The 18,663-nt window shown below is 35.7% G+C and carries 17 protein-coding genes, 1 pseudogene and 1 riboswitch; of the genes and pseudogenes, 3 read left to right on the top strand and 15 right to left on the bottom strand.

What is annotated here, in order from left to right:
• Positions 1-49 precede the first annotated feature (49 nt).
• Positions 50-187, bottom strand: a complete 138-nt coding sequence (locus MKY26_RS02865) for a hypothetical protein (RefSeq protein WP_307314721.1) — start codon at positions 185-187, stop codon at positions 50-52.
• On the bottom strand, positions 188-346 hold the full coding sequence (locus MKY26_RS02860) for a hypothetical protein (protein WP_180316980.1): 159 nt from the start codon (positions 344-346) through the stop codon (positions 188-190).
• A gap of 143 nt (positions 347-489) precedes the next feature.
• Here MKY26_RS02860 and MKY26_RS02855 point away from each other — a divergent pair, with 143 nt between their 5' ends.
• Positions 490-828 (top strand): DUF3905 domain-containing protein, encoded by a 339-nt coding sequence (locus MKY26_RS02855; RefSeq protein WP_095369731.1) that lies wholly within the window; start codon positions 490-492, stop codon positions 826-828.
• Between the two features lie 43 nt (positions 829-871).
• Here the strand turns inward: MKY26_RS02855 and MKY26_RS02850 are convergent, their stop codons facing one another.
• Positions 872-2,236: a TrkH family potassium uptake protein gene (locus tag MKY26_RS02850; RefSeq protein WP_307314723.1), complete on the bottom strand. Its 1,365-nt coding sequence runs from the start codon at positions 2,234-2,236 to the stop codon at positions 872-874.
• A 197-nt stretch (positions 2,237-2,433) separates the two neighbouring features.
• Between MKY26_RS02850 and MKY26_RS02845 the strand changes: the two genes are divergently transcribed.
• A complete protein-coding gene (locus MKY26_RS02845) occupies positions 2,434-2,631 on the top strand; it encodes an alpha/beta-type small acid-soluble spore protein (protein WP_095369732.1) in 198 nt (65 codons plus the stop codon).
• Positions 2,632-2,688: 57 nt separating this feature from the next.
• On the opposite strand, the gene MKY26_RS02840 is transcribed toward MKY26_RS02845, so the two are convergent.
• From MKY26_RS02840 to MKY26_RS02810, 7 genes are all read right to left on the bottom strand, one after another.
• On the bottom strand, positions 2,689-3,855 hold the full coding sequence (locus tag MKY26_RS02840; protein WP_095369733.1) for an anti-sigma factor domain-containing protein: 1,167 nt from the start codon (positions 3,853-3,855) through the stop codon (positions 2,689-2,691).
• Entirely contained in the window at positions 3,852-4,607 is a 756-nt protein-coding gene (gene sigI / locus MKY26_RS02835) for an RNA polymerase sigma-I factor (RefSeq protein WP_095369734.1), read from the bottom strand. The genes MKY26_RS02840 and sigI overlap by 4 nt, the downstream gene beginning before the upstream one ends.
• Before the next feature lie 412 nt (positions 4,608-5,019).
• On the bottom strand, positions 5,020-6,399 hold the full coding sequence (nhaC, locus tag MKY26_RS02830; protein WP_180316981.1) for a Na+/H+ antiporter NhaC: 1,380 nt from the start codon (positions 6,397-6,399) through the stop codon (positions 5,020-5,022).
• A gap of 539 nt (positions 6,400-6,938) precedes the next feature.
• On the bottom strand, positions 6,939-8,519 hold the full coding sequence (locus MKY26_RS02825) for a peptide chain release factor 3 (protein ID WP_233435266.1): 1,581 nt from the start codon (positions 8,517-8,519) through the stop codon (positions 6,939-6,941).
• 232 nt (positions 8,520-8,751) lie between these two features.
• Positions 8,752-8,946 carry a twin-arginine translocase TatA/TatE family subunit gene (locus tag MKY26_RS02820; protein WP_095369736.1) on the bottom strand — a complete coding sequence of 65 codons (195 nt, stop codon included), beginning with the start codon at positions 8,944-8,946 and terminating at the stop codon, positions 8,752-8,754.
• Positions 8,947-9,148: 202 nt separating this feature from the next.
• Positions 9,149-9,790 (bottom strand): cell wall hydrolase, encoded by a 642-nt coding sequence (locus MKY26_RS02815; protein WP_180316982.1) that lies wholly within the window; start codon positions 9,788-9,790, stop codon positions 9,149-9,151.
• A gap of 181 nt (positions 9,791-9,971) precedes the next feature.
• Positions 9,972-10,085: riboswitch (TPP riboswitch) on the top strand.
• Positions 10,086-10,282: 197 nt separating this feature from the next.
• Positions 10,283-10,807 (bottom strand): RNA polymerase sigma factor, encoded by a 525-nt coding sequence (locus MKY26_RS02810; RefSeq protein WP_307314729.1) that lies wholly within the window; start codon positions 10,805-10,807, stop codon positions 10,283-10,285.
• Positions 10,808-11,510: 703 nt separating this feature from the next.
• Between MKY26_RS02810 and MKY26_RS02805 the strand changes: the two genes are divergently transcribed.
• Entirely contained in the window at positions 11,511-15,833 is a 4,323-nt protein-coding gene (locus MKY26_RS02805; RefSeq protein WP_341092011.1) for a S8 family serine peptidase, read from the top strand.
• Positions 15,834-15,901: 68 nt separating this feature from the next.
• Here MKY26_RS02805 and MKY26_RS02800 read toward each other — a convergent pair.
• From MKY26_RS02800 to MKY26_RS02780, 5 genes and pseudogenes are all read right to left on the bottom strand, one after another.
• Positions 15,902-15,982 (bottom strand): annotated as a pseudogene (locus MKY26_RS02800) (YjcZ family sporulation protein); the annotation flags it as partial.
• A gap of 113 nt (positions 15,983-16,095) precedes the next feature.
• The gene (locus tag MKY26_RS02795; protein WP_095369741.1) at positions 16,096-16,200 is read right to left on the bottom strand and encodes a YjcZ family sporulation protein; all 105 of its coding nucleotides are present in this window, start codon (positions 16,198-16,200) and stop codon (positions 16,096-16,098) included.
• 335 nt (positions 16,201-16,535) lie between these two features.
• Positions 16,536-16,943, bottom strand: a complete 408-nt coding sequence (locus tag MKY26_RS02790) for a hypothetical protein (protein ID WP_341092007.1) — start codon at positions 16,941-16,943, stop codon at positions 16,536-16,538.
• A gap of 138 nt (positions 16,944-17,081) precedes the next feature.
• Positions 17,082-17,300 (bottom strand): hypothetical protein, encoded by a 219-nt coding sequence (locus tag MKY26_RS02785; protein ID WP_341092005.1) that lies wholly within the window; start codon positions 17,298-17,300, stop codon positions 17,082-17,084.
• Between the two features lie 400 nt (positions 17,301-17,700).
• On the bottom strand, positions 17,701-18,237 hold the full coding sequence (locus MKY26_RS02780) for a GbsR/MarR family transcriptional regulator (RefSeq protein WP_095369743.1): 537 nt from the start codon (positions 18,235-18,237) through the stop codon (positions 17,701-17,703).
• Positions 18,238-18,663 lie beyond the last annotated feature (426 nt).

The raw sequence follows: 18,663 nt of genomic DNA, 5'->3' as shown, positions 1-18,663 counted from the left end.
ATGAAAAAACAAGCCAGAAAAGTAGTTTGAACTTTTCTGGCTTGTACTTTCATTTCTTATTAACCTTGACTTTTTTACTTGTAACTTCATAAATCTTTGAAGCGTTCAAATCGCCAAACTCCATCCCGAACTCAACATTCACTTGAGGAGGCTGTTTCTGTTTCCGCTCATTTTTCAACTGGTACATTTAACTTCTCCCTTTTCTTCCTTGTTTTGAATTGCGGTTGGCACCTTTATTTACATTTTCACCACTAGTAAATTCAGCTGAAAATTCAACATCTTCTTGATTGGCTTTTGGTGTCTTACTATATTTTTCAACAGCACGATGGCTAGCTTTTCTCTTCATTTTCTGACTCCTCCTTCATATTTCGTAAGAACAAACATATTTTCCGCCTAATTTAGGGTCATTATGCTTACCTTTTATTTCTTCATGTTCAATCTCATAAACGATTAAACAGAAGAGAAAGATAAAAAGAGGAGTGATAATAAGTGAAAAGAAAAAACAAGCAAGAGCGAAGCGAAATAGAAAGTTTACCACATCAAATTTCTTCACCTGACTTTCGAAAAAGTCATAAGAAGCTTCAACCACCTTTTGTAAACGAATTTGGGGTAACAATTGGGGATAGTAATTATGTATCAGAGCAGTCTCCACTTGAGAATTGGAGTGATGACGTAGACCCAGCTGTGATGGCTGGAGACAAATGGGTTCATCCAACAAATGATATTGGTTTTAATACCCCTGAGAATCGCGCACTTATAGAAGAAAAAGAATTACCGGATGCTCCCTTCTCTCACCCAACAAAAGATGCAGGTTATAAAGCAGATTAGAAAACCAAGCTCTTTATTAAGCTTGGTTTTCATATCAACCTAATTATCCAATAATAATTCTTTCCTTTGGATAATGATAATGTGGCTTTTCTTCTTTACCACCTATGATATATAAAAATGAGGTTAAGCCTATTCTACCGACAAACATTAGTATCATAATGACAATTTTTCCAGTATTACTTAAATCAGCTGTTATCCCCATGGAAAGACCAGTCGTTCCAAAAGCAGAGCAAACTTCAAATATTATGGAAATAAGTGATAAATGTGTATTGGTAATGCTAATCAACACCACTGCTACAAAGCATAAAAGCGTGGCTAAAATTGTAATAACCAAAGATTTCAATATATCATCTTGATGAATTTCTCTGCGGAAGATTTTCACATGTTTATTTCCTTTGGCAAAATTCCAGATAAATAAAATATTTAATGCAAAGGTAGTAGTCCGTATACCTCCACCAACAGAGCTCGGTGAAGCACCAATAAACATCATAATACTCATAATCAAGAGGGTTGGTAAAGTAAATTCACTAACATCCATTGTTGCTAACCCACCACTTCTCGTCGTCGCTGACTGAAATAGTGCATAAAAGAAACTTTCATGCCATGATAGCCCTTTAAAAAAATGCTGAAACTCCATAACTAAAATAATAATTGTTCCAAAAACGAGTAAAAAAGCGTATGTAACGGTTGTTACTTTAGTAAATAAAGAAAAACGATACGGGAGAGAGTTTTCCCATTTACGTTTTAATAGAAAAGCTTTGACTTCGATTAAAACAGGAAAACCAATTGCCCCTAAAGAGATTAAAATGATTGTAATAAACTGCACGAAATAATCATGGGCATATGGAATCATTGATGAACCTGTTATATCTAACCCTCCATTTGTTGTTGCACTTACAGAGGCAAATAATCCGTGGAGAAAAGCTTCGTCCCACGTAGGATAATACTTTAAAAAATGAAAGCCAAGTATAAACATTCCTATTACTTCGATAAGAATCATTAATTTAATTATTTCTTTCACTAGTTGAACAAGCCCAGAAAGCGCATACTGATTGTGATCAACCATAATTAGTTTTCTACTCTTCAATCCAATTTTCTTACCTAACAACATCCAAAAGAATGTACCTAATGCCATAATACCAATTCCACCAAATTGCATAATAATCATAATCACAAAATAACCAAAAACACTATAGGTTTGTGATAAATCAACAACGGTTAACCCCGTTACGCTAACAGCAGTTACAGCAGTAAATACAGTATCTATAAAGCTAACTTCTACACCTTTTTGATTCACACCTGGTAAATAGAGGAGTCCTACAGAAATTGAAATCGACAAGAAATAATATGCAGTGATTATTTGTGCTGGCGAACGCCTATTTATCCAGTCTTTTAAATCTTTTAACAAACGTTTTTCACCTCAACTAAACTCAATTACACTCTATAATAATATAATCTACCCCTGTTTTGAAAGCTAATTATTCTTTCTTTGCCAAAACAAGGATACAAACAGCTAATTTACCACTCATGAAATAAACGCAATACATCATAATACAAATACAGTGATATCAATTACTGTAAATTATCTTTAGGAGATGTGTAATCATGCCAAAGAATAGTAATAAACTTTTAGTACCGGGAATTGAACAATATTTAGATCAAGTTAAATATGAAATTGCTCAAGAGTTTGGCGTACAGTTAGGTTCGGATACTGTTTCCAGATCTAACGGGTCAGTTGGAGGAGAAATTACAAAAAGATTAGTCCAACAAGCTCAAGCAGAACTTTCTGGAAAACAAAAATAACATGGCAAAAGTCCGAGGTTCAACTCGGACTTTTTATTATACCCATAAATCTTGCAATTATGGTGATTCTTTATTATATTTTTTCCTTTCATTATGTTTATCCCTTTTTTCATTATTGTGCTTGTCTTGATTATGCCTATTATGCCATTCATCGTCGTCATGAACATCGGAATTATCGGTATCATTTTGTTCTTTCTCATCATCGTCATCATCATCATTTTTATTTTTATGTTTTCCTTTAAATTTTTTATTTTCAATCTCCTTATTAGTGACAGCCGAAGAGTCATTGTGTTCATCATCAATATGCTTCTTATAACGAAACTTCTTCTCTTCAACCTCATTATTTGGTATTGATTCATTTGTCTCTATATTTGGATCGATAGCTTCATTATCATCAGAAGTGGGCACTGTCCCCTTCTCTTCCTTCACTTCTATGGATGTTTCCTTTTCTTTTTTTATTTCACTTTCTTTGTTATCTTCCTTACTTTCTTCTTTATCACTTGCAGTCTTTTTTTCTTCCTCAGATTCATTTACATCCGATTTTGCGGTATTGTCATATTCAGTCTTCTCGTTCAACTCCATGTATGCCCCTAGAGTAAGTCCTTTTTCTTGAGCTAACTCTCGTTCTGTTTTAGAGCCTTCAATTAAATGCAAACTTACATCTTCTTCATTTAATTCCCTTGTAACAAAGTCAGTATGTTTCCTTAATCTTTCTTCTTTAAAATATTGATCTGACATGACAACTGTGGCGAACGTTAATTCTTTTCCTTTTTGCATATAACCCTGACTCTTACAAATTAAAAGGATATCTGAAAATATGGTATCAAACTGTTTATTTTTCCAATCCGATATCTCTTGAATGATTTTTTTTCCATCTGCATTGTAACCCTTCAATTGAATCACTTCGAATTGTTCATTTACGGCTAGTTCAATACTTGGATTAATATCAATGGTCATATAAGCGTAGATTGTCTGTTCAGAATGATTAGGCCATAAGGATAAGCCTAAAAAGGAAAGAATAAATACAGCAGCAATCATAATCATTTTTACATATTTCGGTTTTTTAACAGATTCTACCTTATGGTTTTTCATCACAGGCTCAAACTCAATCTCTTGACCTATTTCATATATTGCTTCGTATTTATAACTAAAATAAAATTCTCCTTCATTTGTTAAAAGTGTTAAGAAACGTTCATCAATAGCGACAATCACTCCTCTTTTCACGTTTCTAACACCCCTTTCAAATAATCCTTTAAATAGACAAAGTCATTACATAGAACTAATGTCATTGCAATAATGTATTTACGATTTCTTTCTATTGTTTTTCTACTTACTTTTATTCTTGATTCCATATGCTTGATGGGTAATTTTTTGGTGGAATATAACAGGTCTTTCAACATCACATCATTGGCAATTAATTGGGCAATTTCAATAGCTGTCCTTCTTGCATCGGCATGTTTTGGCGAGCATTTTACAATCTCTTTGAAACTAATACCAAAATGAGATAAATCATTCGTGAACTTAATTATTTCTTCCTTCCTTGCCTGTTGATCTTGTATTTCTAAGTAGCCCCTTATCGATATTTCTGATTCTATTAATGCACTGGCTTGCTCATTCGAACCATCCTCATAGTGATGGCTTGCATCTAAACTAAGGTTCTGATGTTTCGATTGCTGTCTAATATAATCAATCACTCTTCGTTTAATAACAACCTCAGCAAAAGAAACGAAACTTGTCCCTTTTGCTCGATTATAATTATTAATAGCATCATTAAAAGCGATTAAACCCACGCTAAATTCATCATCGGAATCATATATAAATCTCCTGCAAACTAAAGATACCGACTTTGCTACAAAAGGTTTAAATTTATTTATAAACACATCTCTTAATTGTCGATCACCATTTTGAATTGCAAAAACTTCTTCTTCAATGGTTTTATGTTGTGTCTTCAAGCCTCTAAACAGTGATTTAATCATGCATTCACCTCTTTATTCACCCAAATTATAACACAGGAAATTTAGATGAATTGAGCATGAAGACTTGCCACAAACTTTATTAACCTATCTTTACAAATATACGGGTAAAATTAGAAAATTATAGGGGTAAAGAATATTTTTATACCACATTCACTACAATATAATGACAAAAGTTGTGCAACTTTCATACTTGTGAAATATAACTAAAAAAATGTTATCAAAAATTAAAATATATCAAAACGTCATCAAAATCTAAGACAACTTTCACTAAAATAATGGGAAAGCGAGAATATTTTATGAACTTATTTCAATAATTTTACATCCCTTTTATAAAAAAATAAAAAAGCCAATTTTCTCTTCATCTATTAGAAATCTAGAAGAGAAAATGGCTTATATTATACAAATTGAATGATTACTGCTTCTTCATTGTCCAACCTGTCCAACCATATAAAATAGTCATTAATGGACTTATTAAGCAAAATAAGGCAAATGGCAAGTAGGTTAATGTATTAACATCTAGCACTGTCGTTAGAAAGATTCCACAAACACTCCACGGTACAAGAGGATTAACCACTGTACCAGCGTCCTCTAAAACCCTGGATAAATATCGAGGATGCAAGTTCGCTTTACTAAAAGAGTCTTTATAAGCGTTACCTGTTAATAGGATAGATAAATACTGCTCACCTACAATAAAATTGATACCAACTGCCGTTGAAGCTGTTGCTGAAATTAATGGGCCACGTTTAGATAAGTAGTCAGTAATCCCACGAATAAGTGCTGCTAATATCCCTAATTTAATAAATAACCCTCCCATTGCTAAAGCCAATAGGACCAGTGAAATAGAGAAAAACATACTTTCCATTCCACCTCTAGTTAATAATGAGTCGATATCCTCAATCCCACTATTTGATGTATAACCACTAAATAAAATAGTAATAAGCTTAGCTAAATTCATTTCATTTTGCACAAAGAATGAAACAATAATTGCCGTAACGATTGAAGCTGCTAATGTAATTAAAGCAGGTATTTTCTTTATCGCTAGTACAACTAATACAAGAAAAGGTATGATTGCATACCATTTCACCAACCCTAGCGCTAATAAACCTTCCTGCATCTCATTAATTTTTACTAAGCTGGCTTCTTCCATTCCCTTCGGTGAAATTAGGAAAAAAATAATAAAGGATAAGATAAATACAGGAATTGTTGTCATACTCATTGTTTTAATATGATCAAATAAATCAACCCCAACTGTCATGGATGCTAAATTAGTTGTATCAGACAGTGGAGACATTTTATCTCCAAAAAATGCTCCTGAGATAATTGCACCTGCAGTAATAGCCGGGTTTAAATCTAATGCACCACTCAATCCCATAAATGCAACACCAATAGTCGCTGCTGTTGTTAATGAACTGCCAATACTCATACCAATAATAGCGGTAACAACAAAACTAATGGCATAAAAATAATTCGGTCCTACAATATCTAAAGAATAATAAATGAACGTTGGAATTGTCCCGCTTGCCATCCAACTACTTATTAACATACCAATAAAAAAGAATAAAAATGTAGCGCCAAGCCCTGACTTTGTCCCATCCATAATGCCTTGTTCTATTTCTCTATACTTAACGCCTTTACATAATCCATAAATAATTAAAATGATCATCGATAATACAATGGGAATATGTGGTGGTGCCTCAAGGGCAATCATACAATAACTTATACCACTAAGGAGAATGATTGTGATAAGTATAGCTTCCCATGTTTTTACTTTGATGCTTGGTTCTTGTTGCATAATAAATTAACCTCCAATATTTCTAAAAGCGTAAAAAAAGAGCTCATAAATCCCTTATTTAGGGACGAATGATCTCCGCGGTACCACCCTAATTGACAAGACACCACACTTGTCCACTTCATCTATTTTAACCTTTATAGGTAGGTGTAATTCGAAAAATTTATGACCTGAACTTTCACCAACCATTCAGTCTCTTTAGCTGTTCATAAATCCTCTACTGGCACTACCGGTTAAATTATATAAAAACTAATAATACTATTTTACTTAAACGCTTTTATGCACTAAAGTATTTTTGTAACGTATTTATACTATAATCTGTATTTCATTTACTGTCAATCATTATTTTCATATAAATAATTTGACCTTAGCCTATACTTTACGGACAACTACGGTTGCTAAAACTCGTCTGTGGATCAACCTTCTTCTTTAAAAAGCAAGATGATGTTCGTGCCAAACATGTCAGCCTTGTACGTTGATTGCTAAAATTAAAGATGCATATTAAAAGCACGCACAAAAATTGTGCGTGCCTGTAATTATACTTATTGTTGCTGCTGATCCATCGGATTATATAATGGTACATCTGGATTTTTATCTTGGAACCATCTAAGAGCAAAGTCATTTTCAAATAGAAACACTTGATGTTCATATCGGTCCTTCACAAGTAAACTACGTGAGCTAGAAAGGTTATCGTAATTGTCCTCACCTTCAACCCATCTTGCAATTTTAGAGCCTAACCTCTCCATTAATACTTCCGTGTTATATTCGTTTTTCATACGATGTTCAAATACTTCAAATTGTAATTGTCCAACTGCTCCGAGTAAATACTCATCTGTTTTCACAGTTTTAAAGAGCTGAATAGCTCCCTCTTGCACTAGCTGTTGAATCCCTTTATGAAAATGTTTTTGCTTCATTACATTCTTTGCTGTCACTCGAACAAATAATTCAGGGGTGAACTGAGGTAATTTTTCAAACTGGAAACCATTTTTATCACTTGTTAATGTGTCACCAATCTGATATGTTCCTGGATCATAAATCCCAATGATATCGCCACTTACAGCTTCGTTAACAGTACTACGATCATCTGCCATAAATTGTGTCGATTGTGCTAATTTCACTTGTTTACCGAGACGTGGAATATTTACACTCATCCCTCGTTCAAATTTACCTGAACAAATTCTAAGAAAAGCGATTCTATCCCTATGTGCAGGATTCATATTCGCTTGAATTTTAAAGATAAACCCTGAGAAGTCTTCTGTTAAAGGATTGATTTCTCCAACAGTCGATTCTCTTGGTTGAGGAGAAGGAGCAAACTGTAAATAAGATTCCAAAAACGTTTGCACACCAAAATTAGTCAAAGCACTGCCAAAGAAGACAGGTGTTAAATCCCCTGAAGCAATGCGGTCACGCGAAAATTCATTACCCGCTTCATTTAACAACATAATTTCTTCTAACGTTTGTTCATAAAGTCCCGATTGTTTTAGAGAATGTTCTTCGTTAATTTCTCCTTCATCATTCAATTCAAGGAAACGATCCTCTTCATCTACCCTAAATTGTTCAATGCGATTATTAAAACGATCATAAATGCCTAGAAACTCTTTCCCCATTCCTATTGGCCAATTCATCGGATATGATTCAATCCCCATTACTTCTTCTAATTCTGCTAAAAGTTCTAACGGCATCTTACCTTGTCGATCCAATTTATTGATAAATGTAAAAATAGGAATACCTCTCATACGGCAAACTTTAAAGAGTTTTAAAGTCTGATCCTCGATCCCCTTTGCTGAATCAATGATCATTACTGCACTATCCACTGCTGTTAATGTACGATAAGTATCTTCACTGAAATCTTGGTGTCCTGGTGTATCTAAGATATTGATTTTAGCTTGATTATACTCAAACTGCATAACACTAGACGTAACCGAAATACCACGTTGTTTTTCTATTTCCATCCAGTCACTTGTTGCATACTTCCCTGTCTTTTTCCCTTTAACAGTCCCTGCATCACGAATGGCCCCTCCGAATAAAAGAAGCTTTTCTGTTAAGGTTGTTTTCCCAGCATCCGGGTGGGAAATAATTGCAAATGTTCGACGTGATAATACTTCGTCTTTAAATGTACTCATAATAAAATTCCTCACTAACATGTATAAATTCTTATCTGTCGCTACTGCGTACCCTCAATTTTATCCTTGTATTAGAAACTTTGCAATGCGTATTCAATATATGGCATTTTATTTAAAAAGATAACCAATGAGTTGGCACGTTTTATTCACAATATATAATCCTATTGTCATCCAATATTGTTTTATTACAAACAAAAAAGCTGACATAAGATATGCCAACTTTTAGTTGAAATTACTTCTCTAAATTGTTTTTCTTCTTTTCATTAGAGTCCTCATCATCATTAGCTAAACCTTTAGCAGAGTTTTTAAACTCTTTCAACGTCTCTCCCACTGCTCGTCCAATTTCAGGTAACTTCTTCGGCCCAAAAATAATGAGGGCCAGTACAAGTATAAGAATGAGACCCGGTATACCAATATTTGATAACATAGTATCACTCCTTTATGTAAGACATAACGTAAGGTGATTATTTATATTTCAATTCCCATTATAATTGAACACCAAATAAAGGCAAGTAAATTCCTTATTAACAATCCTTTTTAACACGATAAAAAGAGCCTAATGTGACTGATGTCACCCTTGGCTCCTTATCATTAGTTCATCTTCGTTCAATAAGATAGAAGGGTTTGCTTTACATAGAAAAACGGTGATTACCGATTTCTGTAACAACTTCTCTCGTATTCAACCAAGATTGCGGTACGATTGTTGGATTGTGGAAAAAGACCGTTTCATCTGGCAATGCATGATTTTTCATTGCTTGTTTTACTGCTTTTTTTGCTTCTTTATCTGCAGGCTTATTAATCGAACCATTGTCAACAGGTTGAAATTGCTTATTTTCATAAATAACATCGCGAATGGTATCAGGAAAACGTTCGTCCTGGACTCGATTAATCACAACTTCTGCAACAGCTACCTTTCCTTCAAACGGTTCGCCTTTCGCTTCTGCATGGATAAGTCTTGCTAAAAGATCCTGCTCCTCAGATGTTAACGAAATGTCAGGCTTCTTTTCTTCCTTTACCTTTTCCTCTACTTTAGGAACGATAAGCTTATCACCTTTCTGAACCGTTCGATCTTCTAAATGATTCATTATTGTTAATTCTTCCTCAGACACTTCTAATTGATCAGCAATGGAAGTAATTGTTTCGTCCTCTTTAACCTCATATATATCATAAACATCTAATGTCTCAGCATAAACGCGTAAATCAGCAGATTGGATGAAATGGACTAAAAACAATGTACTTGCTGCAAAGATAACTGCAATCAGTTTCAACATTTTTTCCTCCATTCATATATACATTTAAATCAAAATAACAAAATTAAGACTAACATGGATAGAAAGACTACTTCAAACGCAATGTTTTCCATGGGTAATTAGGATATTTCTCCCAGATTAATTTAGACTAGCATTATAATAAACTTCTACTACAATAATGGTGGAATAAAAACACAAATAAACCAAAATGTAGGGGGGGCAGTAATTGCTGGTTGAGATTTCATCCGTTTTAGATGATGACCCCTTTGAACCTGATCTGTCTCATAGCAGCGTAGGGAACATATTTAAAACAATTCATATTTTTGATATGCGCCCATGGTGAATCCTTTGGGCGTTTTTTATTTCCCTCAAGAAAATAAAAAGGAGGAAATGGAGAGAATCAAACGATTATTGGAGTAAAAAGCGAGGTGATTTAAAAGCGCATATCTTGTCTTCTCTAGAGGAATAAGATATACACTTTTACAATACTGATGACAAAAAATAAGCCATCTATCATAATAGATGGTATTGATCCCCATATGTGTTTTTCCAAATTTTCTTTAATGATTTAATAGCTCTCGTTGTGGTAATTCTCACCTTATCCTCTCTCCAACCTAAAATTTCTGCAGTTTCTTTAATGGTACATTCTTTTATTTTTCTTAACACTAATACATTTCGGTAATTCGTTTTCAAGTGGTTTATTGCCTGATATAACGCATGAACTCCCTCATCCTGAATAAATTGATTTTCTGGAATAGAATGATTTTTTATCCAAGCTTTATTTAAATATAACTCATGTTGTAACTTCTGTTGTTTTCTAATAAAATCAATCGTCGTATTTTTAGCAATACTGAATAACCAACTATGGATTTTGTCTGGGTGCTCAACCTGATTTTTTGACATAAAAGCTTTAATAAATGTATCTTGCGTTAGATCTTCCGCTGTTTCTTGTTGCTCAATCATTGAATAAATAAACCTAAAGATTTGATGATGATAAATACGATAGATTTCAATAAATGATTGGCCGTCTGATCCCAACCCCTTTTCATCCTTTCTTTATCTTTCCTACATATTACAATTCCAAAGAAACTTGAATTTTCCTTCTTTTCCTTTTCTAAAAAAAGCGACAAGTTTTTTCTAGAAAATAAGACAAGATTACTTTCAGTTTTAATCGAAACTATTTACCTAATACAAAAAACTTTCCATAACCTCCGTACTAATTTTCCTATACTTTATCTATTTAGTTCCTTTTAAGTGAAACATACCCTGTAACAATTATTTCTACTATTGAATATACAAATAATTATTTCTTTTTACCCATAGAACGAACATCAAACTCCTCTCCTCTTACTATCGACCCTATACTTATGAACGCAATCAAAAGACTTATAAAAAATTGTAAGATTTTCCAACACAATTACTAATTACTTAATTTTCTAAAAATTTAATCAATTACCTGTCCTTTTTTTAGAAAACAAGCAAAGAATCGGCAAAAATTCTCATAGCATTGGATTCAAATGTACTAATTATTGATTTGTTCGCTATTACGATTAACTCATTTTAAAAAACGAACAAAAAAATTCGACATTTTCCGACAACTTCGAAGCCCTTCGTTAGCTAGAGTGTTAATCATAAGGAGAGCTACTTTTATTTTAAAAAGTAAACACTCCTTCAATATATGAGGAGGTGAATAACAAGGATTATTCAAATATACTGAAAACATTTTTAGGAGGGGAATTACTTGAAGCGTAAAAGAAAAAATGGTTGGTTTCGTCTACTAAGTATTGCCATGATTGCTTTCTTAATCGTGCCAATGATGTTTCCTAGCATCAGCTCTGCTAGTAATAAAGGTGTAAGTACCTCTGTAGCAAAGTCAGCTAGTGAAGTAGCAGAAAACAAAATAAGCAAAACATTGACGAAAGAATTTAAAAAAGAAGAACAAGTCACATTTTTAGTGAAATTCAAAGAGAAAGCTGATCCTCAAAAATCAGCACAAAAAGCAGAAAAAGCTGCAGCTGCTCAAAAACAGTCTGCTGCTCAAGCAAAATATATGAAACGTTCAGCTATTGTTTCAGATATGAGAACAGTGGCAATTGAATCACAAGATAATGTGCTTTCTTACCTTGAAAAACAAGAAAAGAAAGGGAACGCAAAAGAAGTTCAATCTTTCTTTATCGTAAATGCGGTTGCTGTTACAGCAACTAAAGATGTAATGGAACAACTCGCTACTTTCCCTGAAGTGGAAAAAATTCTACCAAATGAAACAAGAAAGCTACATACACCAACGGTAGAAGAGCAAGCAAAAGCGGAAGAAGCTGGTAAGATCAATAATATTGAATGGAATATTGATCATATCGGAGCACCTGCTGTGTGGGAAATGGGCATAGACGGTTCAGGTACAGTTGTTGCTTCCATTGACACAGGTGTTCAATGGAATCACCCAGCATTAAAAGAGAAATATCGTGGGTTTGATCCTGCTAATCCAGAAACACCAAATCATGAGTACAATTTCTTCGACGCTGTAAGTGGCAATGAAGAATCTTATGATGACCACGGTCACGGTACACATGTAACGGGTACTATGGTTGGTTCTGAGCCAGACGGTGGCAACCAAATCGGTGTTGCACCTGGCGCAGAATGGATTGCTGCTAAAGCATTAGATGCTGGCGGTAGCGGTTCTGATGCTCAATTAATTGCAGCTGGCGAGTGGATTTTAGCCCCTACAGATGCTGAAGGGAATCCAAACCCAGCAATGGCGCCAGATGTGGTTAACAATTCTTGGGGCGGCGGTCCTGGAATCGATGATTGGTATAGAGAAGTAGTTCAAGCATGGCGTGCTGCTGAAATCTTCCCTGAATTCTCTGCAGGAAATACAACTTTATTTAATCCAGGTGGTCCTGGTTCAGTTGCGAACCCTGGTAACTTACCAGAAGCGTACACAACTGGAGCAACGGACATCAATGATAACCTAGGAAGCTTTTCATTATTAGGACCTTCCCCTTATGGAGGCATTATTAAACCAGATATTTCAGCTCCTGGTGTAAATATCCGCTCATCGGTACCTGGCAGTGGATATGAAGGTGGCTGGAACGGGACTTCCATGGCAGGTCCACATGTTGCAGCTGTTGCAGCTCTTCTTCGACAAGTGAATGCAAGTTTAACTGTTGAAGATATGGAAGAGATTATTTCTTCTACTGCGATCCCTTTAACAAATGAAACATATACAGAAGTACCTAACAATGGCTTTGGTAATGGATTAGTAAACGCTTACGATGCTGTTAACTCTATCTTAGATGGATTGGGAACAATTAAGGGTACTGTCGCTAAAGATGGCGAAGATGAAGAAGCACCAACATTAGAACATGAAGCAATTGAAGAAACTTATGCTGGTATGGATTTACCACTAGAAGTTTCAGCTGCTGACAATGTAAGTGTAACAAATGTAACCGTTGAATATACAGCTGCTGATGGAAGCACAAAAACAGTTACAGCTACACGTGATAGCGGGGATTACAAATCTGGCACGTATAGTACAGTTATTCCAGGAGATGACATTGCTGAACCTTCTGTCTCCTATAAATTCATTGTGACTGACTTCGGTGGAAACACTGTTGAAAGTGATATGTATGAGGTATCTGTATTGCCTGGTATTACAGTTGGCTATTCAACAGACTTTGAATCCACACCAGCTGGCTGGACTTCTTCTGGCGCCGCTAATAACTGGGAGTGGGGTGTACCGACTACAGGTCCTGAAAGTGCTTTCTCTGGAGAAAAAGTATTTGCAACTGGCTTAGACAGTCAATATGCAAGTAATGCAAACATGACACTTGTTATGCCTCCGATCGATTTACCAGAAGGAAATAGCTTTTTACAATTTAAACAATGGTATAACATCGAAAATAATTATGATTATGGCCATGTTTTCGTCTCAACAGACCAAGAAAATTGGACTCAACTTGCTAGATATACTAATCTTTCAAATGATTGGGTTGATGGCGAGGTTGATTTAAGTGAATATGCAGGTCAAAGGGTTTATATCGGCTTTAACTTAACAACTGATGGTTCTGTAACCAGACCTGGTTGGTACATTGATGATGTTGCATTAACAGACACACCACTTGAAACTGCGAAAACTGGAAAAGTTACATTAGAAAAGAAAGATGCGAAAACTGAAGCAAAAAAAGACGCGAAACCAGTAAACGCTGATAAGATCCAACCTAATACGGAAAATGCTACAGTTGAAAAAGGATCTGACAAAAAAGCAACTCCTATGTCTTTACCACTTGGTGCAAAGGTGAGTGTACTTGAATCAGGTAGATCTGTTAATACGAACCCTGCTGATGGTTCTTACCAATTAGTTCACGCGGCTGGCGAATTTACTCTTTTAGCAGAAACATATGGATTTGCTTCAGAAACGCAAACCGTAAATGTTGAAGCAGATGGAGAAGCAGTTGCAAACTTCGTCTTAGATGAACTACCGCAAGGAACGATTAACGGTTCAGTAACAAATGAAAGAACAGGTGAACCAATTACTGGAGCAACTATCCTTCTTGTTGAGGATGCAAAAGTAACACCAGTTACAACAGATGAAAATGGTAACTATTCAATTACGGCTTATGAAGGTGAATACACTCTACGTGTAATGGCTAACTCTTATTCAAGTAAAGATGTGACGGTTACACTTGATGAAGAAAACGTGGAAGTAAATATCGAACTAAAACCATTCATCGGTTTTGAAGGTGAAATTGGCTATGATGATGGTACAGCTGAAAACGCACGTGCATTCTATGATGCTGGCAATGGCTGGGGTGTTCGTATGAGTCTTGAAGAGGGTCAAGAATCTGCAATGGTTACTGGCGGTTTATTCCGATTCTGGGATACATCTTTTCCAACACCTGGTGGAACAGATTTCCAAGTTGCGATTTATGATGCAACAGACAATGGTACCCCTGGTGAAAAACTAGCTGGACCTATTGATGCAACAGCATTAAGAAATGGTGAATGGACACATGTCGATCTTGCCACTGAAGGTGTAACAGTAGATGGTGATTTCTTCATGGTTTATATTCAAACAGACCCTAACCCTAATGCTCCTGGATTAGGAACAGATGAGAATGGAGATAACGCTGGACGAAGCTTCCAATTAGTTGGTGGCGCTTGGTCAGCTTCACCTGCTGCTGAAGGAAACTATATGATTCGTGCGGTAGTAAACTATGAATTAACATCACCAACTATTACTTCCCCAGCTGATGGAAGTTATACTAATGAAGAAACAGTAACTGTGGAAGGTTCAACACAACCAAATGTGGATGTTAAAGTGTACAATGGTGATGAAGAAGCTGGAACAACAACTGCTAGTGCAGAGGGTGAATTCAGCTTAGATGTTGAATTAAATGAAGGTGAAAATGTCTTAACTGCTACAGGTGTAAGCGAGGTTGGTGAAACGGATCCTTCAGAGCCAGTGACAATTACATTAGATCAAGAAGCTCCATCACTTGCTATTACTAGTCCTGAAGATGGTTCGAAAACAAATAAAGAAGCGGTGACTGTAGAAGGAACGGTTTCTGATGACCACTTAGATACTGTTACAGTAAATGGCCAAAATGCAAATGTATCTGATGGTACATTCTCAAAACGTATTTTATTAGATGAAGGTACAAACGAAATTACAGTTGTTGCTACTGACGAAGCGGGTAACTCTTCGACTGAAACTGTAACAATTGAAGCCAAATACTCAAGCCTTGATATTGAAAATCTTCAACCTGGTGAAGATAGAGAATTAGCCGCTGGTCAAACAGTGAAAATTGAATTTGACAGCGAGCCAGGCTTAAAAGCAACATTTGCATTAAAAATGCCTTTAACAAACTTACGTGCACAAACCACAAACGTAAATGACCTACCAATTATGGAAACATCTCCAGGTCACTATGTTGGTTATTATACTGCAACTTCTAATGTTGTAGCTCCTGGTGCAGAAATTGAAGTCACTGTTAAAGATAGCTTTGGCAATAAAGCAACGGAAATCGCTGAAGGAAAACTTTATATTAATGCACCAATAGATTAATTATTTTGCCCAAATGAAATAAAAAGAGGGAGATGCCTTTATTGGCATCCCCTCTTTTTATTTAGCAATTATCTAAAACAAGCAGCTCCAACGATGATTAAAAGGATGAATAATACAACGATCAGTGCAAAACCGCCACCGAAACCGCCACATCCGCCACCGTATCCGTAACCGCCATAACCGCAGCCTCCACCGTAACCATACATAAAAAGATCTCCTCCTATTTTTTATATTTACCCTTTATCCCAAAACCATTAGGTGATTAGCAGCAGCCACCGTATCCCCAAGAAGCTCCAATAATCACTAACAAAATAAATAAAACAACTAGGAGTGCAAAGCCTCCACCGTATCCAAATCCTTCTGACATTTGAATAACCTCCTTTATCTTGATTCTATATATCCTATTCAACTAACCTAATATGTGCGATAGTCAAATGCACATTTTTAGGGCAAATAACTATAGGCTTATCCAAGAGGGGTGTATCTTCTGTCTCTTGAACCCCTTCATCCAACTCTTACCGGTTTATATATAAATTGCTCGGCTTTCTCTTCTGGTTTACGTTCTGAATGCCGGGCAAACCTATTTTGCGAAGCACTCATTTATGGAGTTCCTTCTGAATGACTTGCTAATTCACTTTGCGAAGTACTCACTCTTCGGTTTCCTTCTGAGGGACTTGCTAGTCCCTTTTGCGAAACTCTCATTCACCGATTTCCTTCTGAGTAACCTGCTAATCCCTTTTGCGAGGCACTCACTCTTCGGTTTCCTTCTGAGGGACTTGCTAATTCTTTTTGCGAAGCACTCACTCTTCGGTTTCCTTCTGAGGGACTTGCTAATCCCTTTTGCAAAGCACTCACTCTTCGGTTTCCTTTTGAGGGACTTGCTAATCCCTTTTGCAGAGCACTCACTCTTCGGTTTCCTTCTGTGGGACCTGCTAATCCCTTTTGCGAAGCACTCACTCTTCGGTTTCCTTCTGAATGACTTGCTAACCCCTTTTGCGAGGCACTCACTCTTCGGTTTCCTTCTGAGGGACTTGCTAATCCCTTTTGCAAAGCACTCACTCTTCGGTTTCCTTCTGAGGGACTTGCTAACCCCTTTTGCGAAGCACTCATTCACCGATTTTCTTCTGAGTGACCTGCAAATCCCTTTTGCGAAGCACTCACTCTTCGGTTTCCTTCTGAGGGACTTGCTAACCCCTTTTGCGAAGCGCTCATTTATCAATTTTCTTCTGAGTGACCTGCTAATCCCTTTTACGAAGCACTCACTCTTCGGTTTCCTTTTGAAGGACTTGCTAATCCCTTTTGCAGAGCACTCACTCTTCGGTTTCCTTCTGAGTGACCTGCTAATCCCTTTTGCAAAGCACTCACTCTTCGGTTTCCTTCTGAGGGACTTGCTAACCCCTTTTGCGAAGCACTCACTCCTCGTTTTCCTTCTGAGTGACCTGCTAATCCCTTTTGCGAAGCACTCATTCATCGATTTCCTTCTGAATAGCGCATGTCCATTCTGCTCGGCGTTTCCTAATATTCTCATCCTCTCTGAATGCAGCGCATGTTTAATGTTAAGCTAACAATATATAAGTTATGTATGCACCTATGAAGCTATCTTCCTTTTCTCCTGAGAACCGTGATTCTCCATATTGAGACGCTCCTTTTTTGCCCACCCCCTCTATCTCAGTGACTGAGACCACATTTTATGTGAACCAACATAAAAAGCCACAGAAACAAGAGCTGTGGCTTTCAGAGTGTAGACAAACTCCTTTTTCAAAAATTCATTTGAAGAAAAAGGAGCTTTGTTTCTTTTTTAGTTTTATTGTTGTTGTTACGTAACAACAACATATATTGATGGGGTAGTAATTATAGAAAACGTTATTTAAGAATTTCTTTCCTTTGGCACAAGTTGATAAATTTCACCTGTTTCAAAACTATTCACTAATCGCCCTAGCCAATCATAATAATTTAGGGCCTCATGTAATTTTGTTACATCTTCACGAGCTGCTGCTAAAACCTCTTCTGGGGCATTTTCCTCTTCTATTAATAAATTGATTTCCTTTAATGATTTCTCGATTGCGGAAATATTCATGGAAATACTCGGTCTCCACTTCGTTGTAAAAAGATCAACAAAAGTTTGATGCCAATCTTCTTCAGCTTGATACTGATCTTTTCTTGACCCTTTTCTCCATACTTTTTCCACCATTTTTAATTCTAATAAATTTCTTACAGAGGTACTCATACTGGTTTTACTCATACCTAATTCTTCTTTCATTTCATCTAACGTCATTGGTTTTGCTTGAAAATATAATAAACCATATAACCTACCTACAGATGGTGTTATCCCGTAAAGATTCATATTTTGAGAAATGGTTTCAATTACTCTTTCTCTGGCTTTGTCTAACCTTTCTTCATACATTGTTTCATCATCACACCCATTTTTATTTCATTGATATTTATTATTGTTCATTATAGTTAACTAAAACTTGTCATGTCGAGAAATTTATAATTTTAGCTTATCATTTTTTCCTCCTATGTAAAGAAAGCACATCAATTGGAATATCGAGCATTCAAGAGCATTTATAAGAATTCACTGTATACAGTTCGTACAGTTTTTACTGTACAAACTATATTATAGAATATGCTCATATATGAACTTTGCTCTTATTTCTTTAAACTCCTACAATTAAGGAGGTCGTAATTCACAGGAAAATAGAACGAGGATTCATAATTAAGAATGATGAAAATTGTCTCATTTTGTAGTTTTTGTTACAAAATAATTAATAATATAACGGTTTGATTCCATATATTTCACAAAGTAGGTAAATACAAAAAGTACCTAATA

It is taken from the genome of Cytobacillus sp. FSL R7-0680 (genome assembly GCF_038009245.1).
GTDB classification, from domain to species: Bacteria; Bacillota; Bacilli; order Bacillales; family Cytobacillaceae; genus Cytobacillus; species Cytobacillus kochii.
The sequence above is the reverse complement of the archived record's forward strand: the minus strand, read 5'-3'. Positions and strand labels throughout refer to the sequence as shown.